The sequence below is a fragment of the Pseudomonas sp. No.21 genome (assembly GCF_054558415.1).
Genome location: NZ_BAAJNO010000009.1, coordinates 37,113 through 55,667 on the forward strand (window position 1 = coordinate 37,113; position 18,555 = coordinate 55,667).

Annotated in this window: 17 protein-coding genes; 10 read left to right on the forward strand and 7 right to left on the reverse strand. The window is 69.3% G+C overall.

Annotation, left to right across the window (positions count from 1 at the left end):
- The first annotated feature begins 312 nt into the window (after nucleotides 1-312).
- From ACYJSS_RS19360 to ACYJSS_RS19390, 7 genes are all read left to right on the forward strand, one after another.
- Nucleotides 313-1,149, forward strand: a complete 837-nt coding sequence (locus ACYJSS_RS19360; RefSeq protein ID WP_111262927.1) for an STAS domain-containing protein — start codon at nucleotides 313-315, stop codon at nucleotides 1,147-1,149.
- Between the two features lie 13 nt (nucleotides 1,150-1,162).
- A complete protein-coding gene (locus ACYJSS_RS19365) occupies nucleotides 1,163-1,588 on the forward strand; it encodes an STAS domain-containing protein (RefSeq protein WP_111262926.1) in 426 nt (141 codons plus the stop codon).
- Nucleotides 1,548-1,946 (forward strand): anti-sigma regulatory factor, encoded by a 399-nt coding sequence (locus tag ACYJSS_RS19370; RefSeq protein ID WP_111262925.1) that lies wholly within the window; start codon nucleotides 1,548-1,550, stop codon nucleotides 1,944-1,946. Before ACYJSS_RS19365 ends, ACYJSS_RS19370 begins: the two co-directional genes overlap by 41 nt.
- Nucleotides 1,937-2,926 (forward strand): ATP-binding protein, encoded by a 990-nt coding sequence (locus tag ACYJSS_RS19375; protein WP_236206247.1) that lies wholly within the window; start codon nucleotides 1,937-1,939, stop codon nucleotides 2,924-2,926. Before ACYJSS_RS19370 ends, ACYJSS_RS19375 begins: the two co-directional genes overlap by 10 nt.
- Nucleotides 2,916-4,670: an ATP-binding protein gene (locus tag ACYJSS_RS19380; RefSeq protein WP_236206246.1), complete on the forward strand. Its 1,755-nt coding sequence runs from the start codon at nucleotides 2,916-2,918 to the stop codon at nucleotides 4,668-4,670. Before ACYJSS_RS19375 ends, ACYJSS_RS19380 begins: the two co-directional genes overlap by 11 nt.
- Nucleotides 4,660-5,775, forward strand: coding sequence for an ATP-binding response regulator (locus tag ACYJSS_RS19385; RefSeq protein WP_236206245.1), 1,116 nt, complete (start codon nucleotides 4,660-4,662; stop codon nucleotides 5,773-5,775). Before ACYJSS_RS19380 ends, ACYJSS_RS19385 begins: the two co-directional genes overlap by 11 nt.
- Before the next feature lie 156 nt (nucleotides 5,776-5,931).
- Entirely contained in the window at nucleotides 5,932-6,387 is a 456-nt protein-coding gene (locus ACYJSS_RS19390; protein ID WP_111262922.1) for a hypothetical protein, read from the forward strand.
- Between the two features lie 32 nt (nucleotides 6,388-6,419).
- On the opposite strand, the gene ACYJSS_RS19395 is transcribed toward ACYJSS_RS19390, so the two are convergent.
- The 6 genes from ACYJSS_RS19395 to ACYJSS_RS19420 all read right to left on the reverse strand — a co-directional run bounded on the left by ACYJSS_RS19395 (nucleotide 6,420) and on the right by ACYJSS_RS19420 (nucleotide 12,832).
- Nucleotides 6,420-7,547: an acyl-CoA dehydrogenase family protein gene (locus tag ACYJSS_RS19395; RefSeq protein ID WP_236206244.1), complete on the reverse strand. Its 1,128-nt coding sequence runs from the start codon at nucleotides 7,545-7,547 to the stop codon at nucleotides 6,420-6,422.
- An 11-nt stretch (nucleotides 7,548-7,558) separates the two neighbouring features.
- Nucleotides 7,559-8,752: an acetyl-CoA C-acyltransferase gene (locus ACYJSS_RS19400; RefSeq protein ID WP_111262920.1), complete on the reverse strand. Its 1,194-nt coding sequence runs from the start codon at nucleotides 8,750-8,752 to the stop codon at nucleotides 7,559-7,561.
- Between the two features lie 10 nt (nucleotides 8,753-8,762).
- Nucleotides 8,763-9,530, reverse strand: a complete 768-nt coding sequence (locus tag ACYJSS_RS19405) for a 3-hydroxyacyl-CoA dehydrogenase (RefSeq protein WP_111262919.1) — start codon at nucleotides 9,528-9,530, stop codon at nucleotides 8,763-8,765.
- Between the two features lie 16 nt (nucleotides 9,531-9,546).
- A complete protein-coding gene (locus tag ACYJSS_RS19410) occupies nucleotides 9,547-11,187 on the reverse strand; it encodes an AMP-binding protein (RefSeq protein WP_111262918.1) in 1,641 nt (546 codons plus the stop codon).
- A gap of 118 nt (nucleotides 11,188-11,305) precedes the next feature.
- A complete protein-coding gene (locus ACYJSS_RS19415) occupies nucleotides 11,306-12,340 on the reverse strand; it encodes an AraC family transcriptional regulator (protein WP_236206243.1) in 1,035 nt (344 codons plus the stop codon).
- A 135-nt stretch (nucleotides 12,341-12,475) separates the two neighbouring features.
- Nucleotides 12,476-12,832: a DUF6894 family protein gene (locus tag ACYJSS_RS19420; protein WP_111262916.1), complete on the reverse strand. Its 357-nt coding sequence runs from the start codon at nucleotides 12,830-12,832 to the stop codon at nucleotides 12,476-12,478.
- Nucleotides 12,833-13,026: 194 nt separating this feature from the next.
- Between ACYJSS_RS19420 and ACYJSS_RS19425 the strand changes: the two genes are divergently transcribed.
- Nucleotides 13,027-14,832, forward strand: coding sequence for a monovalent cation:proton antiporter-2 (CPA2) family protein (locus ACYJSS_RS19425; RefSeq protein WP_111262915.1), 1,806 nt, complete (start codon nucleotides 13,027-13,029; stop codon nucleotides 14,830-14,832).
- Nucleotides 14,833-14,844: 12 nt separating this feature from the next.
- Here the strand turns inward: ACYJSS_RS19425 and ACYJSS_RS19430 are convergent, their stop codons facing one another.
- Nucleotides 14,845-15,771, reverse strand: coding sequence for a pyridoxal-phosphate dependent enzyme (locus tag ACYJSS_RS19430; protein ID WP_111262914.1), 927 nt, complete (start codon nucleotides 15,769-15,771; stop codon nucleotides 14,845-14,847).
- 150 nt (nucleotides 15,772-15,921) lie between these two features.
- On the opposite strand from ACYJSS_RS19430, the gene ACYJSS_RS19435 reads away from it, so the two are divergent.
- Nucleotides 15,922-16,239: a hypothetical protein gene (locus ACYJSS_RS19435; RefSeq protein ID WP_111262913.1), complete on the forward strand. Its 318-nt coding sequence runs from the start codon at nucleotides 15,922-15,924 to the stop codon at nucleotides 16,237-16,239.
- Nucleotides 16,240-16,355: 116 nt separating this feature from the next.
- Entirely contained in the window at nucleotides 16,356-18,542 is a 2,187-nt protein-coding gene (locus ACYJSS_RS19440; RefSeq protein ID WP_111262912.1) for a putative bifunctional diguanylate cyclase/phosphodiesterase, read from the forward strand.
- The last annotated feature ends 13 nt before the right edge of the window (nucleotides 18,543-18,555 follow it).

Below are 18,555 nucleotides of genomic sequence, written 5' to 3' on the forward strand. Positions count from 1 at the left end.
GTTCCCTCGAACCGACCGGGCGGTCACGCCCGAGGGGGGCGTCACGGCACGCGCGCGAGGGTGGCCCGCACCGGTGAGCCGTCCGCAATCGTGGGCTGCAGCACGCTTCATCCATCTTCTTGTCGCACCAAATGGCGCCGCTGCGTTCCTATTGCCGGAGCGGGTTTCCGCTGGCCGCGACGGATGCCCGAAACGCCAGTAGACTCCGCCGCTTCGTGCTCCGTTTACCCGTGCGCCTTGCTAGTGTTGGGCACTTTTTCGTGGTCGAAAACCGAACCGCTCGTCAACGAGCCATCCGACAGGGAGATACCAATGTCCACCGCCGTTCTAGCCGATCTGCTCAAGCAAAACGAAAAGACCATCCTCGACGACTGGATGGCTGCCCAACGCGCCGCCGGTATCCGCAGCGACCTGATCGACGACCGCACCGTGCAGGAGAACTCCCGTGAGCTGCTCCGCGCCCTGCTAGCGGGCATCACCGAAGGCGGCGAGGACTTCACGGCGCCGGCCTGGAAGAACGCCCGCACCCTGCTCGAGCGCCTGTCCGTGGCGCAGAGCCGCCAGGGCTTCACCCCGATCGAGACGGCCACCTTCGTGCTGTCCCTCAAGGAGCCGCTGTTCCAGCTGATCCAGCGTGGCAACGACAACGCCATCGAGCTGGTCTGGTCGGCCAGCCGCCTGATCGACAAACTCGGCCTCTACAGCATGCAGGCCTACGTGGCCGGCCGCGAGACGGTGATCCGCGAGCAGCAGGAAAGCATGCTGGAGCTGTCCACCCCGGTGGTGCAGCTGTGGAAGGGCGTGCTGGCCATCCCGCTGATCGGCTCGCTGGACAGCAACCGCACCCAGATCGTGATGGAGGCGCTGCTGCAGAAGATCGTCGAGACCGAGTCCGACATCGCCATCATCGACATCACCGGCGTCCCCACCGTGGACACCATGGTCGCCCAGCACCTGCTCAAGACCATCACCGCCGCCAAGCTGATGGGCGCCAAGTGCATCATCAGCGGCATCCGCCCGCAGATCGCCGCCACCATCGTGCACCTGGGCGTGGAGCTGGGCGACGTGCTGACCAAGGCATCCCTGGCCGACGCCTTCCAGCTCGCGCTCAAGGAGCTGAACGTCCGCCTGGTCAGCGGCGCACGCTGAGGAGATCGCACAGATGGTGGACAGAATCCCGATCCTGAAGATGGGCAAGTACCTGCTGCTGACCATCCAGGTGGACATGCACGACCAGCTCGCCCTGGACCTCCAGGAAGACCTCACCGAGCAGATCGTGCGGCACAAGGCCAAGGGCGTGCTGATCGACATCTCCTCCCTGGAGATCGTCGACTCCTTCATCGGCCGCATGCTTTCCCACATCGCCAACGTCTCCCGCATCCTCGACGCCAAGGTCATAGTCGTCGGCATGCAGCCTGCCGTGGCCATTACCCTGGTGGAACTGGGGCTCTCGCTGGAGGGCATCGCGACCGCCCTCAACGTCGAGAAAGGCATGCGCTGGCTGGAAAGCACAGTCGCCGACGATGACCTGACCCTGGAGCACGAGCGTGACGAAGACAGAGACGCTTCCGCTGAAGCAGGAGACTGACATCGTCGTCATTCGCCAGCGCGTGCGCAAAGCGGCCGAGGAAGCCAGGCTCGGCCTGGTCTCGCAGACCAAGGTGGTGACGGCGGCCAGCGAGATCGCCCGTAACGCCCTGATCTACGGCGGCGGCGGTGAATGCGTGATCGAGAGCTGCCTGCGCGATGGCCGCGCGGCGGTGCGCCTGTGCATCAGCGACCAGGGGCCCGGCATCGCCGACCTGGAACGCGCCATGGTGGACGGCTACACCTCGGGCGGCGGTCTCGGTCTGGGCCTCAGCGGCGCACGCCGCCTGGTCGACCAGTTCGCGATCGACAGCCAGCCAGGCCAGGGCACCCGGGTGGAGCTGTGGAAATGGAAGTGAACGTCGAACACTGCCACCTGGTGCTGCCCGTCACCGACCTGGCCCATGTGGACGCGGCCAGGCGCAGCATCATCCGCCATGCCAGCCAGCGCAGCGCGGACGAGAACCTGCTCGGCCGCCTCACGGTGGTGGTGCAGGAGATGGGCCGCAACCTGGTGATCCATGGCGGAGGCGGCGAGCTGCTGCTCAGTTGCGACGACCAGCGCCTGGACGTCATCGCGGTGGACCGTGGGCCGGGCATGGGCAACGTCGCCCAGTGCCTGAGCGACCACTACTCCACCACCGGCACCATGGGCGCCGGGCTCGGCGCCATCCAGCGCATGTCCGACGGCTTCGACCTGTTCTCCCAGCCCGGGCAGGGCAGCGTGGTACAGGCGCGCTTCCACCTCGCCCCGCCCCCGCCCGGCAACGGTATGGTGGCGGGCGCCGTGTGCACGCCCTACCCCGGCGAGCAGATCGGCGGGGACGCCTGGGCGATCCGCGGCAACCGCGTGCTGGTCTGCGACGGCCTCGGCCATGGCCACGCCGCCAACGTGGCCAGCCAGAAGGCCCGCCAGGTCTTCCTCGAACACAACCTGCAACTGCCCCTGCAGACGCTGATGGAGCAGCTGCACCGCGCCCTGATGTCGACGCGCGGCGGCGCGGCGGCCATCGCCGAAGTACAGCCGGAACAGCGCCAGGTGCAGTTCTGCGGCATCGGCAACGTCGCCGGCACCCTGCTGACCGACAAGGGCCGCAGCATGGTGTCGAGCAATGGAACGGTCGGATACCGCATCGGTCGTATCCATACATTCAGTTATCCCTGGGACGACAGTTCAATCATGATCCTGGCCTCGGACGGCATCAGCACGAAGATCGACTACAACGCCTATCCAGGACTGCGCGCACGCCACCCTGGCGTGATCGCCGCGCTCATCCACCGTGACCACCGGCGGCTCAACGACGATGCAACCGTGGTGGTGGTCAAGCGTGAGCACTAAGCGCCGCATCACCAGCATCAGCATCCTCGAGGAAGTCGACGTGGTCAGCTGCCGCCAGGGCGCCAAGCAGATCGCCGCCTGGCTCGGCCTCTCGGCCCTGGAGCAGATCCGCCTGGCCACCTCGGTCTCGGAGCTCGCCCGCAACGTCTACCAGTACGCCGGCAGCGGCGTCTTCCACTTCGACCTGCGCTGCGACGCGCGCGGCCTGGTCACCGGCATCTGCTTCGATGCCGTTGACCAGGGCAACGGCATCGCCGAGATCGCGCAGATCCTCGATGGCAGCTACATCTCGCCCACCGGCATGGGTGTCGGCCTGCGCGGCGCACAGCGGCTGATGGACGAGTTCGATATCGACACCGGCTCCCAGGGCACGCGCATCAGCGCCTGCAAGGCGGTCTATCCGCCGCGCCCGCTGCCCAGCGAACAGTCGATCCAGCAGATCCGCCGCCAGCTGCAGAGCGAAGGGGCGGCCGACCCCTACGTGGAACTGCAGGTGCGTGGCTCCGAACTGCTGCTCACCAGCGCCGAGCTGCAGAGCAAGCAGAAGGAACTCGAAGCCACCAACCAGGAACTGGAGAACACCAACAAGGGCGTGGTGGCGCTCTACTCGGAGCTGGAGAAGGCGTCCTCCGAACTGAAGGACGCCAGCGAGGCGCGCAGCCGCTTCTTCTCCAACATGACCCACGAGTTCCGCACCCCGATCAACATCATCGAGAACATCTCCAAGCTGCTGCTCAGCGGCGTCGACGGGGCGCTCAACACCGAGCAGAACAAGCAGGTGCGCTTCATCGCCGATGCGGCGTCCGATCTCTCCGGGCTGGTCAACGAACTGCTCGACCTCGCGGAGGCCGAGTCCGGGCGCATGGAAGTGCTTGCCGAACGCTTCGAGCTCAGCGGGTTCCTCGAGCAGTTGCGCCAGTTCACCGGGGCCCTGGCCATGCGCTACCCGCAGCTGGGCTGGACGATCCACGAACCGGCCTTCGACCTGCCCCTGGAGACGGACCGCAACCGCCTGTTCCAGATCATGCGCAACCTGATCACCAACGCCTTCAAGTACACCCGCGAAGGCAGCGTCAGCGTGCGCTGCTTCCAGCCGGACGAGCACACCCTGGAGTTCGTCGTCGAGGACACCGGCGTCGGCATCTCCGTGGAGAACCAGGCGCGCATCTTCGAGGAGTTCGCCCGCATCCGCGCGCCCGGCTTGCAGGTCCACGGCAACGGCCTGGGCCTGCCGCTGGCGTTGCGCCTGGCCAACCTGCTCAAGGGCGATATCAGCCTCAGCAGCGAACCCGGGCGCGGCAGCCGCTTCCATGTCCAGGTGGCGCGCGAGTACAACCAGCGGCAACCGGCGCTGATCAGCCTCGCCGGCACCACCATCCTGGTGATCGACGACAGCGCGGCCGACCGCTACCTGATCAACCACCTGCTGCAACCCTTCGAGCCGGTGATCATCGAGGCGGACTGCGCCAGCGCCAGCATCGACAAGCTGCACGCGGTGCGCCCGGACATCATCATCCTCGACCTCGACCTGCCCGACATCTCCGGCGAGGACCTGCTGGAAAGCATGGACTGGAGCATGCATGCCCGGGTGCTGGTCAACACCGCCAAGCAGATGGCCGACGGCGAACGCGCGCGCCTCGGCAGCCGGTGCCAGGCGATCCTCGACAAGTCCCAACCCAACCATGCCGAAACCCTGCTGCATCACGTGCAGCGCCTGGCGGGGAGATACCACGATGCGAAATAGACGGATCCTGATCATCGACGACATGGATGCCAACCGTTACGTCTTGCGCAAGATCCTCGCCAGCGAACCCGGCTACGAAGTGCTGGAGGCCGCCAATGGCAGCGACGGCCTGACGAGCCTGGAAAGCGGCGTGGACCTGGTGATACTCGACATCAACCTGCCGGACATGAGCGGCTTCGAGCTGATCCAGAAGGCCGAGCAGCGGCTCGGCCACGACAAGCTGCCGGCGATCATCAACATCTCCGCCACCTTCATGAGCGGCAAGGACAAGGCGATGGGGCTGAACACCGGTGCCCGCGCCTACCTCACCCACCCGATCAACCCCGACGAGATGCTGGCGACCATCTCCAGCCTGATGAGATCGGACAGCAAGCTCGAAGACGTCGAGAAGCAGCGCGAGGTGGCCCAGGCGCAAAGCGAGAACCTGCGTGCCGAGAAGATCATGCTCGAACGCTTCATGCGCTCCTTCAGCCATGACCTGCGTTCGCCCCTGGCCGCCGCCGTCATGGTCGCGGGGCTGATGCAGAAGAACCCGGCACGACGCACCGAGGAGATGATCACCCTGCTGGAGGAAAACCTGCGACGCATCGACAAGATGGTCGCCAACATCCTCGACATCTCCCACGTCAGCATGGGCGGCGGCATCCGCCTGATCGGCGAGCAGATGCCCCTGGCCCCCTTGCTGGAGGAAGCCGTGGCCAACCTGCGCCTGCAGGTGGAGAACCCGCTCGACCTCCAGGCAGAGGGCGCGGACCAGATGGTGTCCTGGGACAAGCTGGCCTTCCTGCGCATCTTCGACAACCTGGTGCTCAATGCCGCCAAACACGGCGAGGCGGGCACCACCATCGAGGTGTCACAGCGCATGGAGAACGACAGGGTCATGTTCTGCGTCAGCAACCGCGGCGCCTTCCCCGAGGAGGTGCTGGTCAACCTCGCCACGCCCTACTTCATCTCCACCCGGAGCGACACCAAGAGCTGGGGCCTGGGCCTGCCCATCGTCAAGGCGCTCTGCGAAAGCTACGGCGGCAGCGTGGCGTTCACCAACCAGGAGGGACGCGCCGAAGTCCACCTGAGTCTGCCGGCCGCCCTGGTGGCCACGCCCTGACGCGCACGGGCCCGTGCAAGGTGGGCCTGCCAGCTTTCACACAGGTGATGGGGACCGCTCCTACTTCCCATCATTCTTGAGCCCTTACAAAACCGCTCGCTAGAGTCCAGACGGCATGCCCCGCCGGGGCAGCACAACCGCCGCGAGGACCTTGCCATGCCTGATGCCCGCCATTTCCCCCGACCGCACTTCGACGTGCTCATGCGCGATGCCCGCGCGCCAGAGCTGCCCGACAGCCACCTTCGGCGCCTGGACCAGGCGCGCCCCCAGGAGATCCCACCCATGGAAGATTCGCTGAAGTTCCCCACGCTCGAGGACTTCCCCGAGGAGATCCTCGACATCCGCCCCGACTCACCGGCGCAGGCCTGCCAAGCCCTGGGCGACTACCGCCTGGTACAGGCCACCCACCTGGTCCAGCGCATCCGCGAAACGCTCGACGAGCATGACCCCGACACCAGCGGCGAACGGGCGCAGTACCAGGAACAACTGCTGTCCGGCCTCGAAGCGCTGCTGCTGGATGCCTACCTGATGTTCAGCCGCGCCCGGCAGGGCGACGAGCCGCCGCGCAAGACGCCACTCGGCAGCGCCGAGACCCGCGCCACCTACCGCTGACCTCCGGGAGGCCGCACGGCCTCCCCCCTTCCCTACAGGCTCCGCGCGATGACCAGGCGCTGCACGTCGCTGGTGCCTTCGTAGATCTGGCACACGCGCACGTCGCGGTAGATGCGCTCCACCGGGAAGTCCTTCAGGTAGCCATAGCCGCCCAGCGTCTGGATCGCCGCCGAGCAGACCTTCTCCGCCATTTCCGAGGCGAACAGCTTGGCCATCGAGGCCTCGGTCAGGCAGGGCAGCCCCGCCTCCCGCAGGGCAGCGGCGTGATGCACCATCTGCCGCGCCACGGCGATCTGCGTCGCCATGTCCGCCAGGCGGAAGGCCACCGCCTGGTGCTCGATGATCGGCTTGCCGAAGGTCCTGCGCTCATGGCTGTAGTCCCGCGCCGCCTCGAAGGCCGCACGGGCCATGCCCACCGATTGCGCGGCAATGCCGATGCGCCCGCCTTCCAGGTTGGCCAGGGCGATGCGGTAGCCCTCGCCCTCCGCGCCCAGGCGCAGCCCGACGGGGATGCGCACCCCGTCGAGCTGGATCTGGCAGGTGTCGGAGGCGTGCTGGCCGAGCTTCTCCTCCACCCGCAGCACCTGGTAGCCCGGGGTGTCGGTGGGCACGATGAACGCGCTGATGCCCTTCTTGCCGGCGGCCGGGTCGGTCACCGCGAAGACGATCACCATCCCCGCGTGGCTGCCCGAGGTGATGAACTGCTTGGCACCGTCCAGCACGTAGTGGTCGCCCTCGCGGCGCGCGCGGGTGCGCAGGTCGCTGGCGTCCGAGCCGGCCTGCGGCTCGGTGAGGGCGAAGGCGCCGATCATCGAGCCTTCCGCCAGCGGCCGCAGGAAGCGGCGCTTCTGCTCCTCGTCGCCGAACTTGAGGATCGGCATGCAGCCCACCGAATTGTGCACGCTCATGATCGTGGAACAGGCACCATCGCCGGCGGCGATCTCCTCCAGGGCCATGGCGTAGGCGAGGTGCCCGGTGGCTGCGCCGCCCCACGCCTCCGGCACCAGCATGCCGAGAAAGCCCAGCTGGGCCATCTCGCGCAATGCCTCGGCCGGGAAGCGGTGCTCGCGGTCCCAGTCGGCGGCGAAGGGTTTCAGCCGCTCCTGGGCGAACTGGCGGGCGACATCGCGTATCTGCAGGTCTTGTTCGGACGGGATCATCGTTCTCTCCTTCAGTCCATGCGCTCGATGGCCACGGCCGTGGCTTCGCCGCCGCCGATGCACACCGAGGCGATGCCGCGCTTCAGGCCGTACTGGCCGAGGGCGCCGAGCAGGGTCACCAGCACCCGCGCACCGGACGCGCCGATGGGATGGCCGAGCGCGCAGGCGCCACCGTGCACATTGAGCCGTTCGTGGGCGATGCCCAGGTCGCGCATGGCCACCATCGGCACCACGGCGAAGGCTTCGTTGATCTCGAACAGATCCACCTGTTCCAGGTTCCAGCCGGTGCGAGCCAGCAGGCGCTGGATCGAGCCCACCGGCGCGGTGGTGAACAGCCCGGGCGCCTGGGCGAAGGAGGCGTGCCCGGCGATGCGCGCCAGGGGCGTCAGGCCGCGTTTCTCCGCCTCCGACAGGCGCATCAGCAGCAGTGCCGCGGCGCCATCGGAAATGGAGCTGGAGTTGGCGGCGGTGACGCTGCCGCCCTCGCGGAATGCCGGCTTCAAGGTGGGAATCTTGTCCAGCCGCGCCTTCGGCGGCTGCTCGTCGCCGACGACCTCGCGCACCTCGCGGCCCGAGCGGGCCTGCACCGCCACCGTCTCGACGCTAAAACGGCCTTCGGCCAGGGCCTTCTGCGCACGGGTCAGGGATTCGATGGCGAAGGCGTCCTGCTGCTCGCGGGTGAAGCCGTAGGCCTGGGCGCAATCCTCGGCGAAGGTGCCCATCAGGCGGCCCTTGTCGTAGGCATCCTCCAGGCCGTCGAGGAACATGTGGTCGAGCACCTTGCCATGGCCCATGCGGTAGCCGGTGCGTGCGCGCTCCAGCAGGTAGGGCGCGTTGGACATGCTCTCCATGCCGCCCGCGACCACCACAGCGGCACTGCCGGCCGCCAGCAGGTCGTGGCCGAGCATCGCCGCCTTCATGCCCGAGCCGCACATCTTGTTCACCGTCGAGCACACCACGCCCTGGGGCAGCCCGGCGCCGAGCGCCGCCTGGCGCGCCGGTGCCTGGCCCTGGCCGGCCTGCAGCACGCAGCCCATCAGCACCTCGTCCACGGCCTCGGCGGCCACGCCGGCACGCGCCAGGGTGGCGGCGATGGCGGCGGCGCCCAGTTCGGCGGCGGTCATCTCGCGCAGGTCGCCGAGGAAGCCGCCCATGGGGGTACGAGCGGCACCGACGATGACGATGGGGTCGATCTTCGCGTTCATGACGTTCTCCTCATTTCGCGGCCATGCGCAGCGCGCCATCCAGGCGGATGACCTCGCCGTTGAGCATGGTGTTGCCGATGATGTGGGCCACCAGCGCGGCGTATTCGCCCGGGCGCCCGAGGCGCGGCGGGAACGGTACGTCGGCGGCCAGGGAATCGCGCACCTCCTGGGGCATGCCGGCCATCATCGGCGTCTCGAAGATGCCGGGGGCGATGCACATCACGCGGATGCCCGAGCGCGCCAGGTCCCGCGCTAGCGGCAGGGTCATGGCGGCGACGCCGCCCTTGGAGGCGGCATAGGCGGCCTGGCCCATCTGCCCGTCGAAGGCCGCCACCGAGGCGGTATTGATCAGCACGCCGCGCTCGCCCTGCTCGTCCGGCTCGTTGCCGGCCATGGCCTCGGCCACCAGGCGCAGCATGTTGAAGCTGCCGATCAGGTTGACTTCCACCACCCGGCGGAAGCTGTCCAGGCCATGCACGCCCTTGCGCCCCAGCACCTTCTCGGCGGGGGCGATGCCGGCGCAGTTGATGAGCCCGTGCACCGCGCCGAAGGCCTCGACGGCAGCAGCGACGGCAGCACGGGCCTCGTCCTCGCGGGTGATGTCGGCGCGCAGGAAGCGGGCGTTGTCGCCCAGCTCGGCCGCGCGGGCGGCGCCGGCCTCGGCATTGATGTCCACCAGCACCACCCGGGCGCCTTGCGCCAGCAGGGCCTGGGCGGTGGCGAGGCCAAGGCCGGAGCCGCCGCCGGTGATCAGGAAGGTTCTGTTTTCTATGTGCACGTCGGTCGCTCCTGGGTCATGGGTGGGCGGCACGCGCCTGGGCGCTGGCGATCTCCTGGTTGCGCAGGAGAAAACGCTGGATCTTGCCGCTGGGTGTCTTGGGCAGTTCCGCGACGAATTCGATCTCGCGCGGGTAGGCATGGGCGGACAGCCGCTTGCGCACGTGTTGTTGCAGCGCATCGGCCAGGGAAGCGTCCCCGGCGTGGCCGGGCTTGAGCACCACGAAGGCCTTGACCAGCTCGGTGCGCTCCGGGCACGGCTTGCCGATCACCGCGGCCTCGACCACCGCCGGGTGCTCGATCAGCGCGCTTTCCACGTCGAAGGGGCCGACCCGGTAGCCGGAGGTGGTGATCACATCGTCCGAGCGGCCGACGAAGGCGATGCTGCCATCGGCGCTCAGCTCCACGGTGTCGCCACTCAGGTAGTAGTCGCCGACGAAGGCCCTGGTAGTACCGCCCAGGTAACCGGGGAACCAGAACAGCGGCGAGCGGGCGCGGTCGATGGCGAGGATGCCCGGCTGCCCCGCCGGCAGTTCGCGCTGGGCGTCGTCCAGCACCACCACGCGGTGCCCGGGCACGGCGAAGCCGGCGGCGCCGATGCGCACCGGGTGCGCCAGCTCGTGGTGATTGCACAGCACCATGCCCAGCTCGGTCTGGCCGTAATGGTCGTGGATGGGGGCGCCCAGGCCCTCGGCGAACCAGCGGATCACCTCCGGGGTCAGGGGCTCGCCGGCACTGCTCACCGCGCGCAGCCGGCCCTTGAGCTCCGGCTCCACCTCCTCCTTCGCCGCCAGCAGCAGGCGGAAGGCGGTGGGCGAGCCGGCCAGGTTGGTGATGCCCAGCTCGCGGATGATCCGGCAGGTGCTCTCGACGCTGAAGCCGCCCTCGAAGAAGGTGGTGGCGTGGCCCATGGCCAACGGCCCGGTCACGGCGTAGTAGAGGCCATAGGCCCAGCCGGGGTCGGCCAGGTTCCAGAAACGGTCGTCCTCGCGCAGGCCCACCGCGTCGCGCATGTAGCCGACGAAGGCGAGGATGGCCCGCAGCGGCACCTGCAGGGCCTTGGGCAGCCCGGTGGTGCCGGAGGTGCACATCAGCAGGAAGGGGTCTTCGGCGCGGCGCATGACCGGCTCGAAGTCAGTGTCCTGGCGTTCGAGGGCCTTCCAGAAGGCGCAACCGCCCTCCTCCACGGCACCGACGGTGAGGATCGCCGGCACCTGCGCCACTTCGTCCAGCTTGGCGCGGTTGGCGGTGTCCACCACCACCAGGCGCGACTGGCCGCATTGCAGGCGGTGCTCGATGGCCTTGGGCCCGAAGGCGGTGAACAGCGGCTGGTAGACGGCGCCGACGCGCCAGGTGCCGAGGATGGTGACCAGCAGCTCCGGGGTACGCGGCAGCAGGCCGGAGACGCAATCCCCCGGGCCGATGCCCCGTTCGCGCAGGTGGTGGGCGAAGCGGGCGCTGGCTTCCTTCAGGCGGGCGAAGGTCCAGTCCTCGCGACGGCCGTCACGGCCTTCCCAGACCAGTGCCACGCGCCCCGGTTCGGCGTGGCGGTCACAGCATTCGATACAGGCGTTGAGGGCCTCCGGCGTGCCCGCCAGGGTGGCGGCGAACGCCTCGGCCAGGTCGAACCGGCGTGCAGCCTCGTGGTAGTCGCGCATGGACGGTGACTCCGCTTCGTTCTTGTAGTGGGCGGAATCTTCGGACCGGCCTTGCCCGCCGGCAATGTCGAATGGCGCCAACCTGGGCGAGCGATTTTGACAACGGCCACTGGCCAGCTCAGGTCGGCGGCGGGCCCGGGTGCATCAGCTCGCGGTACTGCCCCGGCGTGGTGCCGGTCCATTTGCGGAAGGCCTTGTAGAAGGCGCTGGCGTCGGCGAAGCCCAGCTCGAAGGCCAGTTCGGCGAAGTTGCCCTCGCCGCTGTCCAGCCTGGCGATGGCCAGGTCACGGCGGACCTGGTCCTTGAGCGCCTGGTAGGACTGGTCCTCCAGCGCCAGCTTGCGGCGCAGGGTCGAAGGCGCCATGTAGAAGTGGCTGGACAGCGCCTCCAGGTCCGGCCAGCGCTCGGGGCGCAGGCTGCGCAGGTAGGCGCGGATGCGCGCCGCCAGGCTCTGCGGGTCGCGGTAGCGCACCAGGATGTTGGCCGGCGCGCCACCGAGGAAGCGCTTGAGCTCGCGCTCGCTGCGGCGCACAGGCAGCTCCAGGCAATCGGCATTGAACAGCAGGCGCGTGCGCGGCCGGGCGAAGCGCAGGTTGTCGCTGAACATCACCCGGTAGTCCTCGATGTACTCGGGCGCCGGGCAACGCAGGTCGATGGCGAGGATGGCAATGCGCCGCCCGGCCAGCCAGCAGGCCAGGCCGTGGACGATCATCCACAGGGTGAAGTAGGCGAAGGCGCGCTGGGCCTCGCCCGGCCCCTCCTCCAGCACGATCTCCGCCATCCCGCCCTGGCGCACCAGGCGCGGCGAGAGGCCGTCGAACACCAGGCCGAGGAAGCCGAGAATGCCTTCCAGCGCATCCCCCAGGCAGGCCTCCTTCAAGGCCGCGCGGGCCATGAAGGCGAAGCTGCCGGACTTCATGCGCCTCGGGTTCATGCCGAAGAATTCATCGTCCATGCATTCGGCCAGGCGCAGCCAGAGACGCGCGTACTGCTGCGTGGAGACCCGCCCATAAGGCCGCTCCAGCGCCTCGGCGGCGATCCCGGCGTGCAGCAGCAGCGGCTGCGCGTCGAGGCCACGGGCACGCAGCTCCTGCAAAGCCTCGCGGACCAGCTGGACGGAAATGGTGCCTTTCTCGACGACGGTGCCTGTCATGGTTGCCTGGCGCGTGCAGTGGGGGGCCGATTGTAGAGCGATCACGCCGGGACGCGCAGCCCGGATGTAGCACAGCTGCAGCCCGGGAGCACTGCCCCCACCCGAGCCCCCGCATCCGTGCAAACGCGGTTCCCGCTACAGGTGCTCCAGCACATTCAGCACCCGCCCCGCCGGGTCGCGCACGAAGAAGCGTCGCACGCCCCAGGGCTCGTCGGTCAGCGGGTGGACGATCTCAGCCGCCAACGCCAGGGCACGTCGATGAGCCTCTGCCACGTCGTCCACCTCGACGGACAGGTCCGGCACCGGCGTACCCGAGCCGCCTTCGCTGGCCAGGCTCAATTGCGGGCGCATGCGCACCGCCTCCGGGGACGCCAGGGTGAGGATCCAGCCATGGTCCATCACCAGGTCGAGGCCCAGCAGGCGGCGATAGAAGTCCGCCAGCGCGGCGGGATCGGGGGTGGCGAAGTTGGCCACCAGGCGTAGCACGTTCATGGCAGTGGGCTCCTTGTCCGGGACCGCAGCAGGATAGCCGCCCGCCGGGCGGGGGCCAGGATTTTCGCGCCCCGCGCAGGCACCGCGCCAACCGGACACAGGGCCGCTCCGTGACAGCGGCGGCCCGCACCCCCTATCCTTGCGCCCTCTGCCGCTCCGTCGGATCTTTCGCAAGTCAGCCCAAGGAAACTCCCATGCCCCATGAAGGCAGCTCGTTGCAGGTCGCCGTGGTCTTCCTGCTCGCCGCCGTCCTTGCCGTGCCTCTGGCCAAGCGCCTGCAACTGGGTGCCGTGCTCGGCTACCTGCTGGCCGGCGTGCTGATCGGCCCCTCCGTCCTGCGCCTGGTCAGCGACCCGCAGAGCGTCAGCCACCTGTCCGAGCTGGGCGTGGTGCTGCTGCTGTTCATCATCGGCCTGGAGCTCTCGCCCCGGCGCCTCTGGGTCATGCGCCGCTCGGTGTTCGGCGTCGGCCTGGCCCAGGTGCTGCTCACCGGCGCGCTGATCGCCGGCATCGCCTACCTGGCCGTCGCCAGCACCTGGCAGAGCGCCGTGGTGCTCGGCCTGGGCCTGGCGCTGTCCTCCACCGCCTTCGGCCTGCAGATCCTCGCCGAACGCAAGGAGCTGACCAGCCCCCACGGCCGCCTGGCCTTCGCCATCCTGCTGTTCCAGGACATCGCGGCCATCCCGCTGATCGCCCTGATCCCGCTGCTCAGCGGTGCCACTGCCGCCCGCGACGACGACGGCCAGCTGGCCCACCTCGCCGAAGTGGTCGGCAGCATCGGCCTGGTGGTCATCGGTGGCCGCTTCCTGCTGCGCCCGGTGTTCCGCGTGGTGGCGCGCACCGGCTTGCAGGAGGTGTCCACCGCCACTGCGCTGCTGGTGGTGATCGGCACCGCCTGGCTGATGGAGCTGGCCGGCGTATCCATGGCCCTCGGTGCCTTCCTCGCCGGCCTGCTGCTGGCGGACTCGGAATACCGCCACGAGCTGGAAGCCCAGATCGAGCCGTTCAAGGGCCTGCTGCTGGGGCTGTTCTTCATCAGCGTGGGCATGAGTGCCGACCTCAGCCTGCTGCTGGGCCAGCCGCTGCTGGTGCTGGGCCTCACGGCGCTGCTGATCGCCCTCAAGTTCCCGGTGCTCTACCTGCTCGGCCGCAGCGCCGGCGGGCTCACCCGGCATAGCGCGCTGCGCCTGGGTGTGGTCCTGGCCGCCGGGGGTGAATTCGCCTTCGTGGTGTTCAAGATGGCCCGCGACCAGGGCCTGTTCGAGGCCCGCCTGCACGGTTTCCTGGTGCTGGCCATCACCCTGTCCATGGCGCTGACGCCGCTGCTGATCCTGGCCATCAACCGCCTGGCCAGGGCCCGGCCAGCGCCGGTGAACGTACCGCCGGAGTACGAGCGGATCGACAGCGACTCGCCTCGGGTGGTGATCGCCGGCACCGGCCGCATGGGCCAGATCGTCGCCCGTGTGCTGCGCGCCCAGCGCGTGCCGTTCCTGGCCCTGGACACCTCGGTGGAGACCATCGAGCTGTCCCGCAGCCTGGGCCGCATGCCGATCTTCTATGGCGATCCGCTGCGCCCGGAGATCCTCCGCGCGGCCAAGGTCGACAAGGCCGAGTTCTTCATCATCGCCACCGACGACCCGGTGACCAACCTGAAGACCACCGAGCTGGTGCGCCGCCTCTATCCGCACCTCAAGGTCATCTCCCGCGCCCGTGACCGCCAGCACGTGCACCAGTTGCTCGACCTCGGCGCCCAGCCGGTGCGCGAAACCTTCCACTCCAGCCTGGAGATGAGCCGCCAGGTGCTGCTCGGCATGGGCCTGGACGAGGAACAGGCCAACGCGCGCATCCGCCGCTTCCAGCGCCACGACGAGGAGGTGCTGGCCGCCCAGCACAAGGTGCATGGCGATGCCGCCGCCATGATGCAGACCGCCCGCGAGGCACGCGCCGAGCTGGAAACCCTGTTCGACACCGACCGCATCGAGGACCAGGGCGTCAAGTGAGCGCCCGGCCGCTCAGTCTTCCGGCTGGGCGGCCTTCCAGGCGCTGATCTGCTCCAGGCTGGCGGTCACCCCGCCGCACACCACCACCATCACCCGCTCGAAGCCCCGCAACGCCTCGTCCCCCGCATAGGCCAGGGCCAGCGCCGCGCCACAGGCCGGCTCGACGAGAAGGCGCTGGTCCTCGAGGAAGCGCTCGCAGGCCTGCAGCGCTGCGCGGTCGCTGACCACCCGGGCCCGCACCGGGTGGCTGCGCCCCAGTTCGAAGGCACGCTCGCACACCTGCCTGGCGCCGAGGGAAGTGGCCACGCTGTCGATGCGCTCCAGCTCGATACGCCGGCCGGCCTCCAGCGCCCCGGCGAAGGACGCCGCGCCCGCGGTTTCGGCGGTGATCACCGGCACCGTGCCCCAGCCGTTGCGCTGCAAGCCTTCCACCACGCCGCTGAACAGCCCGCCGCCGCCCACCGAGAGCAGCACCGCGTCGGGGCGCCAGCCGCTGGCGGCCACCTCGTCCACCAGGGTCGCGTGGCCTTGCCACAGCAGCGGGTCATCGAAGGGGTGGATGAAGGCGTCCGCCTCGCCCAGCATCGATTGCGCCAGGGCATTGGCCTCGTGCCAGGCCTTGCCGTGGACGATCACCTCGGCGCCCTCCTGGCGGATCAGCGCCCTGGCCCGTCCGGTGGTGGTTTCCGGCACCACCACCGTCACCGGGATCGACAGGCAACGGCCGGCGAACGCCACGGCGATGCCCGCGTTGCCGCCGGAGGACGAGATGAAGCGCCGCGTGCCCCGACGCGCATGGAACTCGCAGGCGGCGCCGATGCCACGCAGCTTGAACGAGCCCGCCGGCTGCAGGGCCTCCAGCTTCAGCCACACCTCGGTGCCGGCGGCCAGGCTCAGGGGGCGGGAATGGATCAGCGGGGTCTGGATATGCAGGGGCATGGGAGGCTCGCGCGGCGTGTGTGGGGGCGACAGCCTCGCCCGCCGGCGACCGGGGCGTCTTGTACGTTCTTGCAGCGCGCCGGCACGTCAAATTCCTTGAGCAACCCATCCGCGTAACGGTCTACCTTCCTGACCCCCTAAGGAAGCGCCATGCAGAAGACGCCCGATCACACCCACCTCGCCGGCCTGAAGATGGCCAGAGCCCTCATCGACACGGCTGCGCCGCAAGACCTCGCCCAGCGGCTCGACGAGGCCATCGCCCGGGCCCGCGAGGCCGGTCCGGGCGAAGGCGACGGCATCTTCGAACTGGAGCGCATCGCACGGCAACTGGAAGCCGGCGGTGCCATCGACCCGCCGCCGATGTTCTCCGGCCGCCTGGACGCACCGCTGCGCCAGGGCACTTCCCTCGCGCTGATGCTGATCCATCGGCGCCTGGCCAAGCTGCGCGAACCCCCGCCCGGGGCCTGAAGCCGGCGGCGCTCGCAGCCGTCCGTCCGCTCGCGGCCACCCGGGGCTGGCGCAAGGCACCGCCCATCTATCCTTAGGGCGTTGCGACAGGGAGTGATCATCGACAGGAGGTTGCCATGCGCTGTCCCTCGCAGTTGCCGAACGAAGCCGAACGCCTGCGTGCCCTCGCCGACTACGGCCTCGACGACGAACGCGTGGTCTCCAGCCTCGACCCGGTGGTGCGTATCGCCGCACGGATGTTCGACATGCCGCTGGCCGCGGTGAACATGATCGGCAGCGACCACGTGTTCTTCGCCGCCAGCACCGGTGTCGGCAAGGTCGACATGCGCCGCGACGTGTCCTTCTGCGCCCACGCCATCACCCAGGACCAGGTGATGGTGGTGCCCGACGCCAGCCACGACGAGCGCTTCCACGACAACCCGCTGGTGGTCGGCCCCACCCACCTGCGTTTCTACGCCGGGGTGCCGCTGCTCTCCGCCGAGGGCCTGCCGCTGGGCGCGCTGTGCGTCATCGACGACCAGCCCCACCCGGACTTCTCGGACGACGACCGCGAGCGTCTGCGAGAGCTCGCGCGCATGGCCACCGACCGCCTGGAGCTGCACCGCATCGAGGTGAGTGCCGGTCGCAAGCGCCCGGCCTTCGACACCTACGCGGGGCAATCGCAGACCCCGGTGCTCTGGTTCGACCACCGCGGCCACGTCCTCGCCTGGAACCCCGCCGCCGCCAGCCTGCTGGGCTACGCCGTCGAGGAAGGCGTCGGGTTGCCGGTGGAAGCCCTGCTGGCGGTGGCCGAGCGCCCGCCCTTCCTGGCGCTGATCCGCCGCGCCGTGACCGCCGGCTACCTGGCCGACCCGAACACGCCGACCACGCTCAAGGGCCTGCACAAGGACGGCAGCGAATTCGACCTGGGCATGTCGTTGTCCTCCTGGAGCGAGAAAGGCTATCCGCGCTTCGAGGCGGTGCTCACCGACGACAGCCAGCGCCAGCAGGAAGAGGCCGAGCTGCGGCGCCTGGCCACCTTCGACGCCCTCACCGGGCTGGCCAATCGCGGCTGCTTCTACCGCCGCGCGGAACAGGCGCTGCTGGCGGCACGACCGGTGACGGTACTGATGATCGACCTGGACGGCTTCAAGGACGTGAACGACACCCTGGGCCACCTGATCGGCGATGGCATCCTGCGGGAGGTCGCGCTCCGCCTGGCCGCCCTGGCGGGCCCCGACGACCTGGTGGCGCGCATCGGCGGCGACGAGTTCGCCCTGCTGCTCACCGGCATCACCGAGCCCGAGACCGCGCTGCGGGCGGCCCAGGAGGCCATCGGCACCATCGCCCGCCCGATCCAGGTGGACGGCCACGAAGTGCGCGTGGCCGCCAGTTGCGGCCTGGCCCTGGCACCGCTGCACGCCCTGGAAGCCCTGGAGCTGGTGGGCGACGCCGACCTCGCGCTGTTCAAGGCCAAGGGCAACGGCCGCAGCCAGGTCGCCGCCTTCACCCCCGAACTGCGCCTGGAGGCGGTGAGCCGCCACCTGCACGCCATGGAGCTGCACAGGGCGGTGGAGAACGGCGAGTTCGTGCTGTTCTACCAGCCCCAGGTGCGGCTCGGCGATGGCTCCCTGCGGGGTGCCGAGGCACTGATCCGCTGGCAGCACCCCGAGCGCGGGCTGCTGGCGCCCGAGGACTTTCTCCCGGCCCTGGAGCGCGGCACCCTGGCCGCCCGGGTGGGCAACTGGGTCCTGGACGAGGCCTGCGCGCAGCTGGCCTTCTGGCGCAACAACGGCGCCGAGGACATGCGCATGGGGGTGAACCTGTTCAGCGCCCAGTTCCGCGTCGGCGACCTGGTGACCGAGGTGCTGGAGACCCTGGCCCGCTATGGCCTGCCACCCGAGGCGCTGGAGCTGGAGGTCACCGAGAACATCGTGCTGGACAACGACGACATCGTGCTGGAGACCCTGCAGCGCCTGCGTGCCCATGGCGTGGGCATCGCCTTCGACGACTTCGGCACGGGCTACGCCTCGCTGATCCTGCTCAAGACCTACCCGCTGAGCCGGATCAAGATCGATCGTTCCTTCGTCCAGGGCATGCTGGAGTCCCGCCGCGACGCCTCGGTGGTCCGCGCCATCCTCGACATGGCCCGCAGCTTCGATCTGGAAACCATCGCCGAGGGCATCGAAACCGATGCCCAGCGGGCCCGGCTCAAGCTGGAACGCTGCGGCGAGGGCCAGGGCTTCCTGTTCTCCCGCCCCATCTCCGCCCAGGCCTTCACCGAGGCGTACCACATCCGCCCGGCGGTGCGCACCGCCAGCTGAAGCCGGCAGCGAA

Coding starts and splice junctions, on each gene's coding strand:
- ACYJSS_RS19430 (WP_111262914.1), bottom strand. CDS start 15,771: ATGCCCCTGCATATCCAGACCCCGCTGATCCATTCCCGCCCCCTGAGC.
- ACYJSS_RS19390 (WP_111262922.1), top strand. CDS start 5,932: ATGCCTGATGCCCGCCATTTCCCCCGACCGCACTTCGACGTGCTCATG.
- ACYJSS_RS19425 (WP_111262915.1), top strand. CDS start 13,027: ATGCCCCATGAAGGCAGCTCGTTGCAGGTCGCCGTGGTCTTCCTGCTC.
- ACYJSS_RS19360 (WP_111262927.1), top strand. CDS start 313: ATGTCCACCGCCGTTCTAGCCGATCTGCTCAAGCAAAACGAAAAGACC.
- ACYJSS_RS19400 (WP_111262920.1), bottom strand. CDS start 8,752: ATGAACGCGAAGATCGACCCCATCGTCATCGTCGGTGCCGCTCGTACC.
- ACYJSS_RS19365 (WP_111262926.1), top strand. CDS start 1,163: ATGGTGGACAGAATCCCGATCCTGAAGATGGGCAAGTACCTGCTGCTG.
- ACYJSS_RS19420 (WP_111262916.1), bottom strand. CDS start 12,832: ATGAACGTGCTACGCCTGGTGGCCAACTTCGCCACCCCCGATCCCGCC.
- ACYJSS_RS19415 (WP_236206243.1), bottom strand. CDS start 12,340: ATGACAGGCACCGTCGTCGAGAAAGGCACCATTTCCGTCCAGCTGGTC.
- ACYJSS_RS19435 (WP_111262913.1), top strand. CDS start 15,922: ATGCAGAAGACGCCCGATCACACCCACCTCGCCGGCCTGAAGATGGCC.
- ACYJSS_RS19395 (WP_236206244.1), bottom strand. CDS start 7,547: ATGATCCCGTCCGAACAAGACCTGCAGATACGCGATGTCGCCCGCCAG.
- ACYJSS_RS19440 (WP_111262912.1), top strand. CDS start 16,356: ATGCGCTGTCCCTCGCAGTTGCCGAACGAAGCCGAACGCCTGCGTGCC.
- ACYJSS_RS19410 (WP_111262918.1), bottom strand. CDS start 11,187: ATGCGCGACTACCACGAGGCTGCACGCCGGTTCGACCTGGCCGAGGCG.
- ACYJSS_RS19375 (WP_236206247.1), top strand. CDS start 1,937: ATGGAAGTGAACGTCGAACACTGCCACCTGGTGCTGCCCGTCACCGAC.
- ACYJSS_RS19385 (WP_236206245.1), top strand. CDS start 4,660: ATGCGAAATAGACGGATCCTGATCATCGACGACATGGATGCCAACCGT.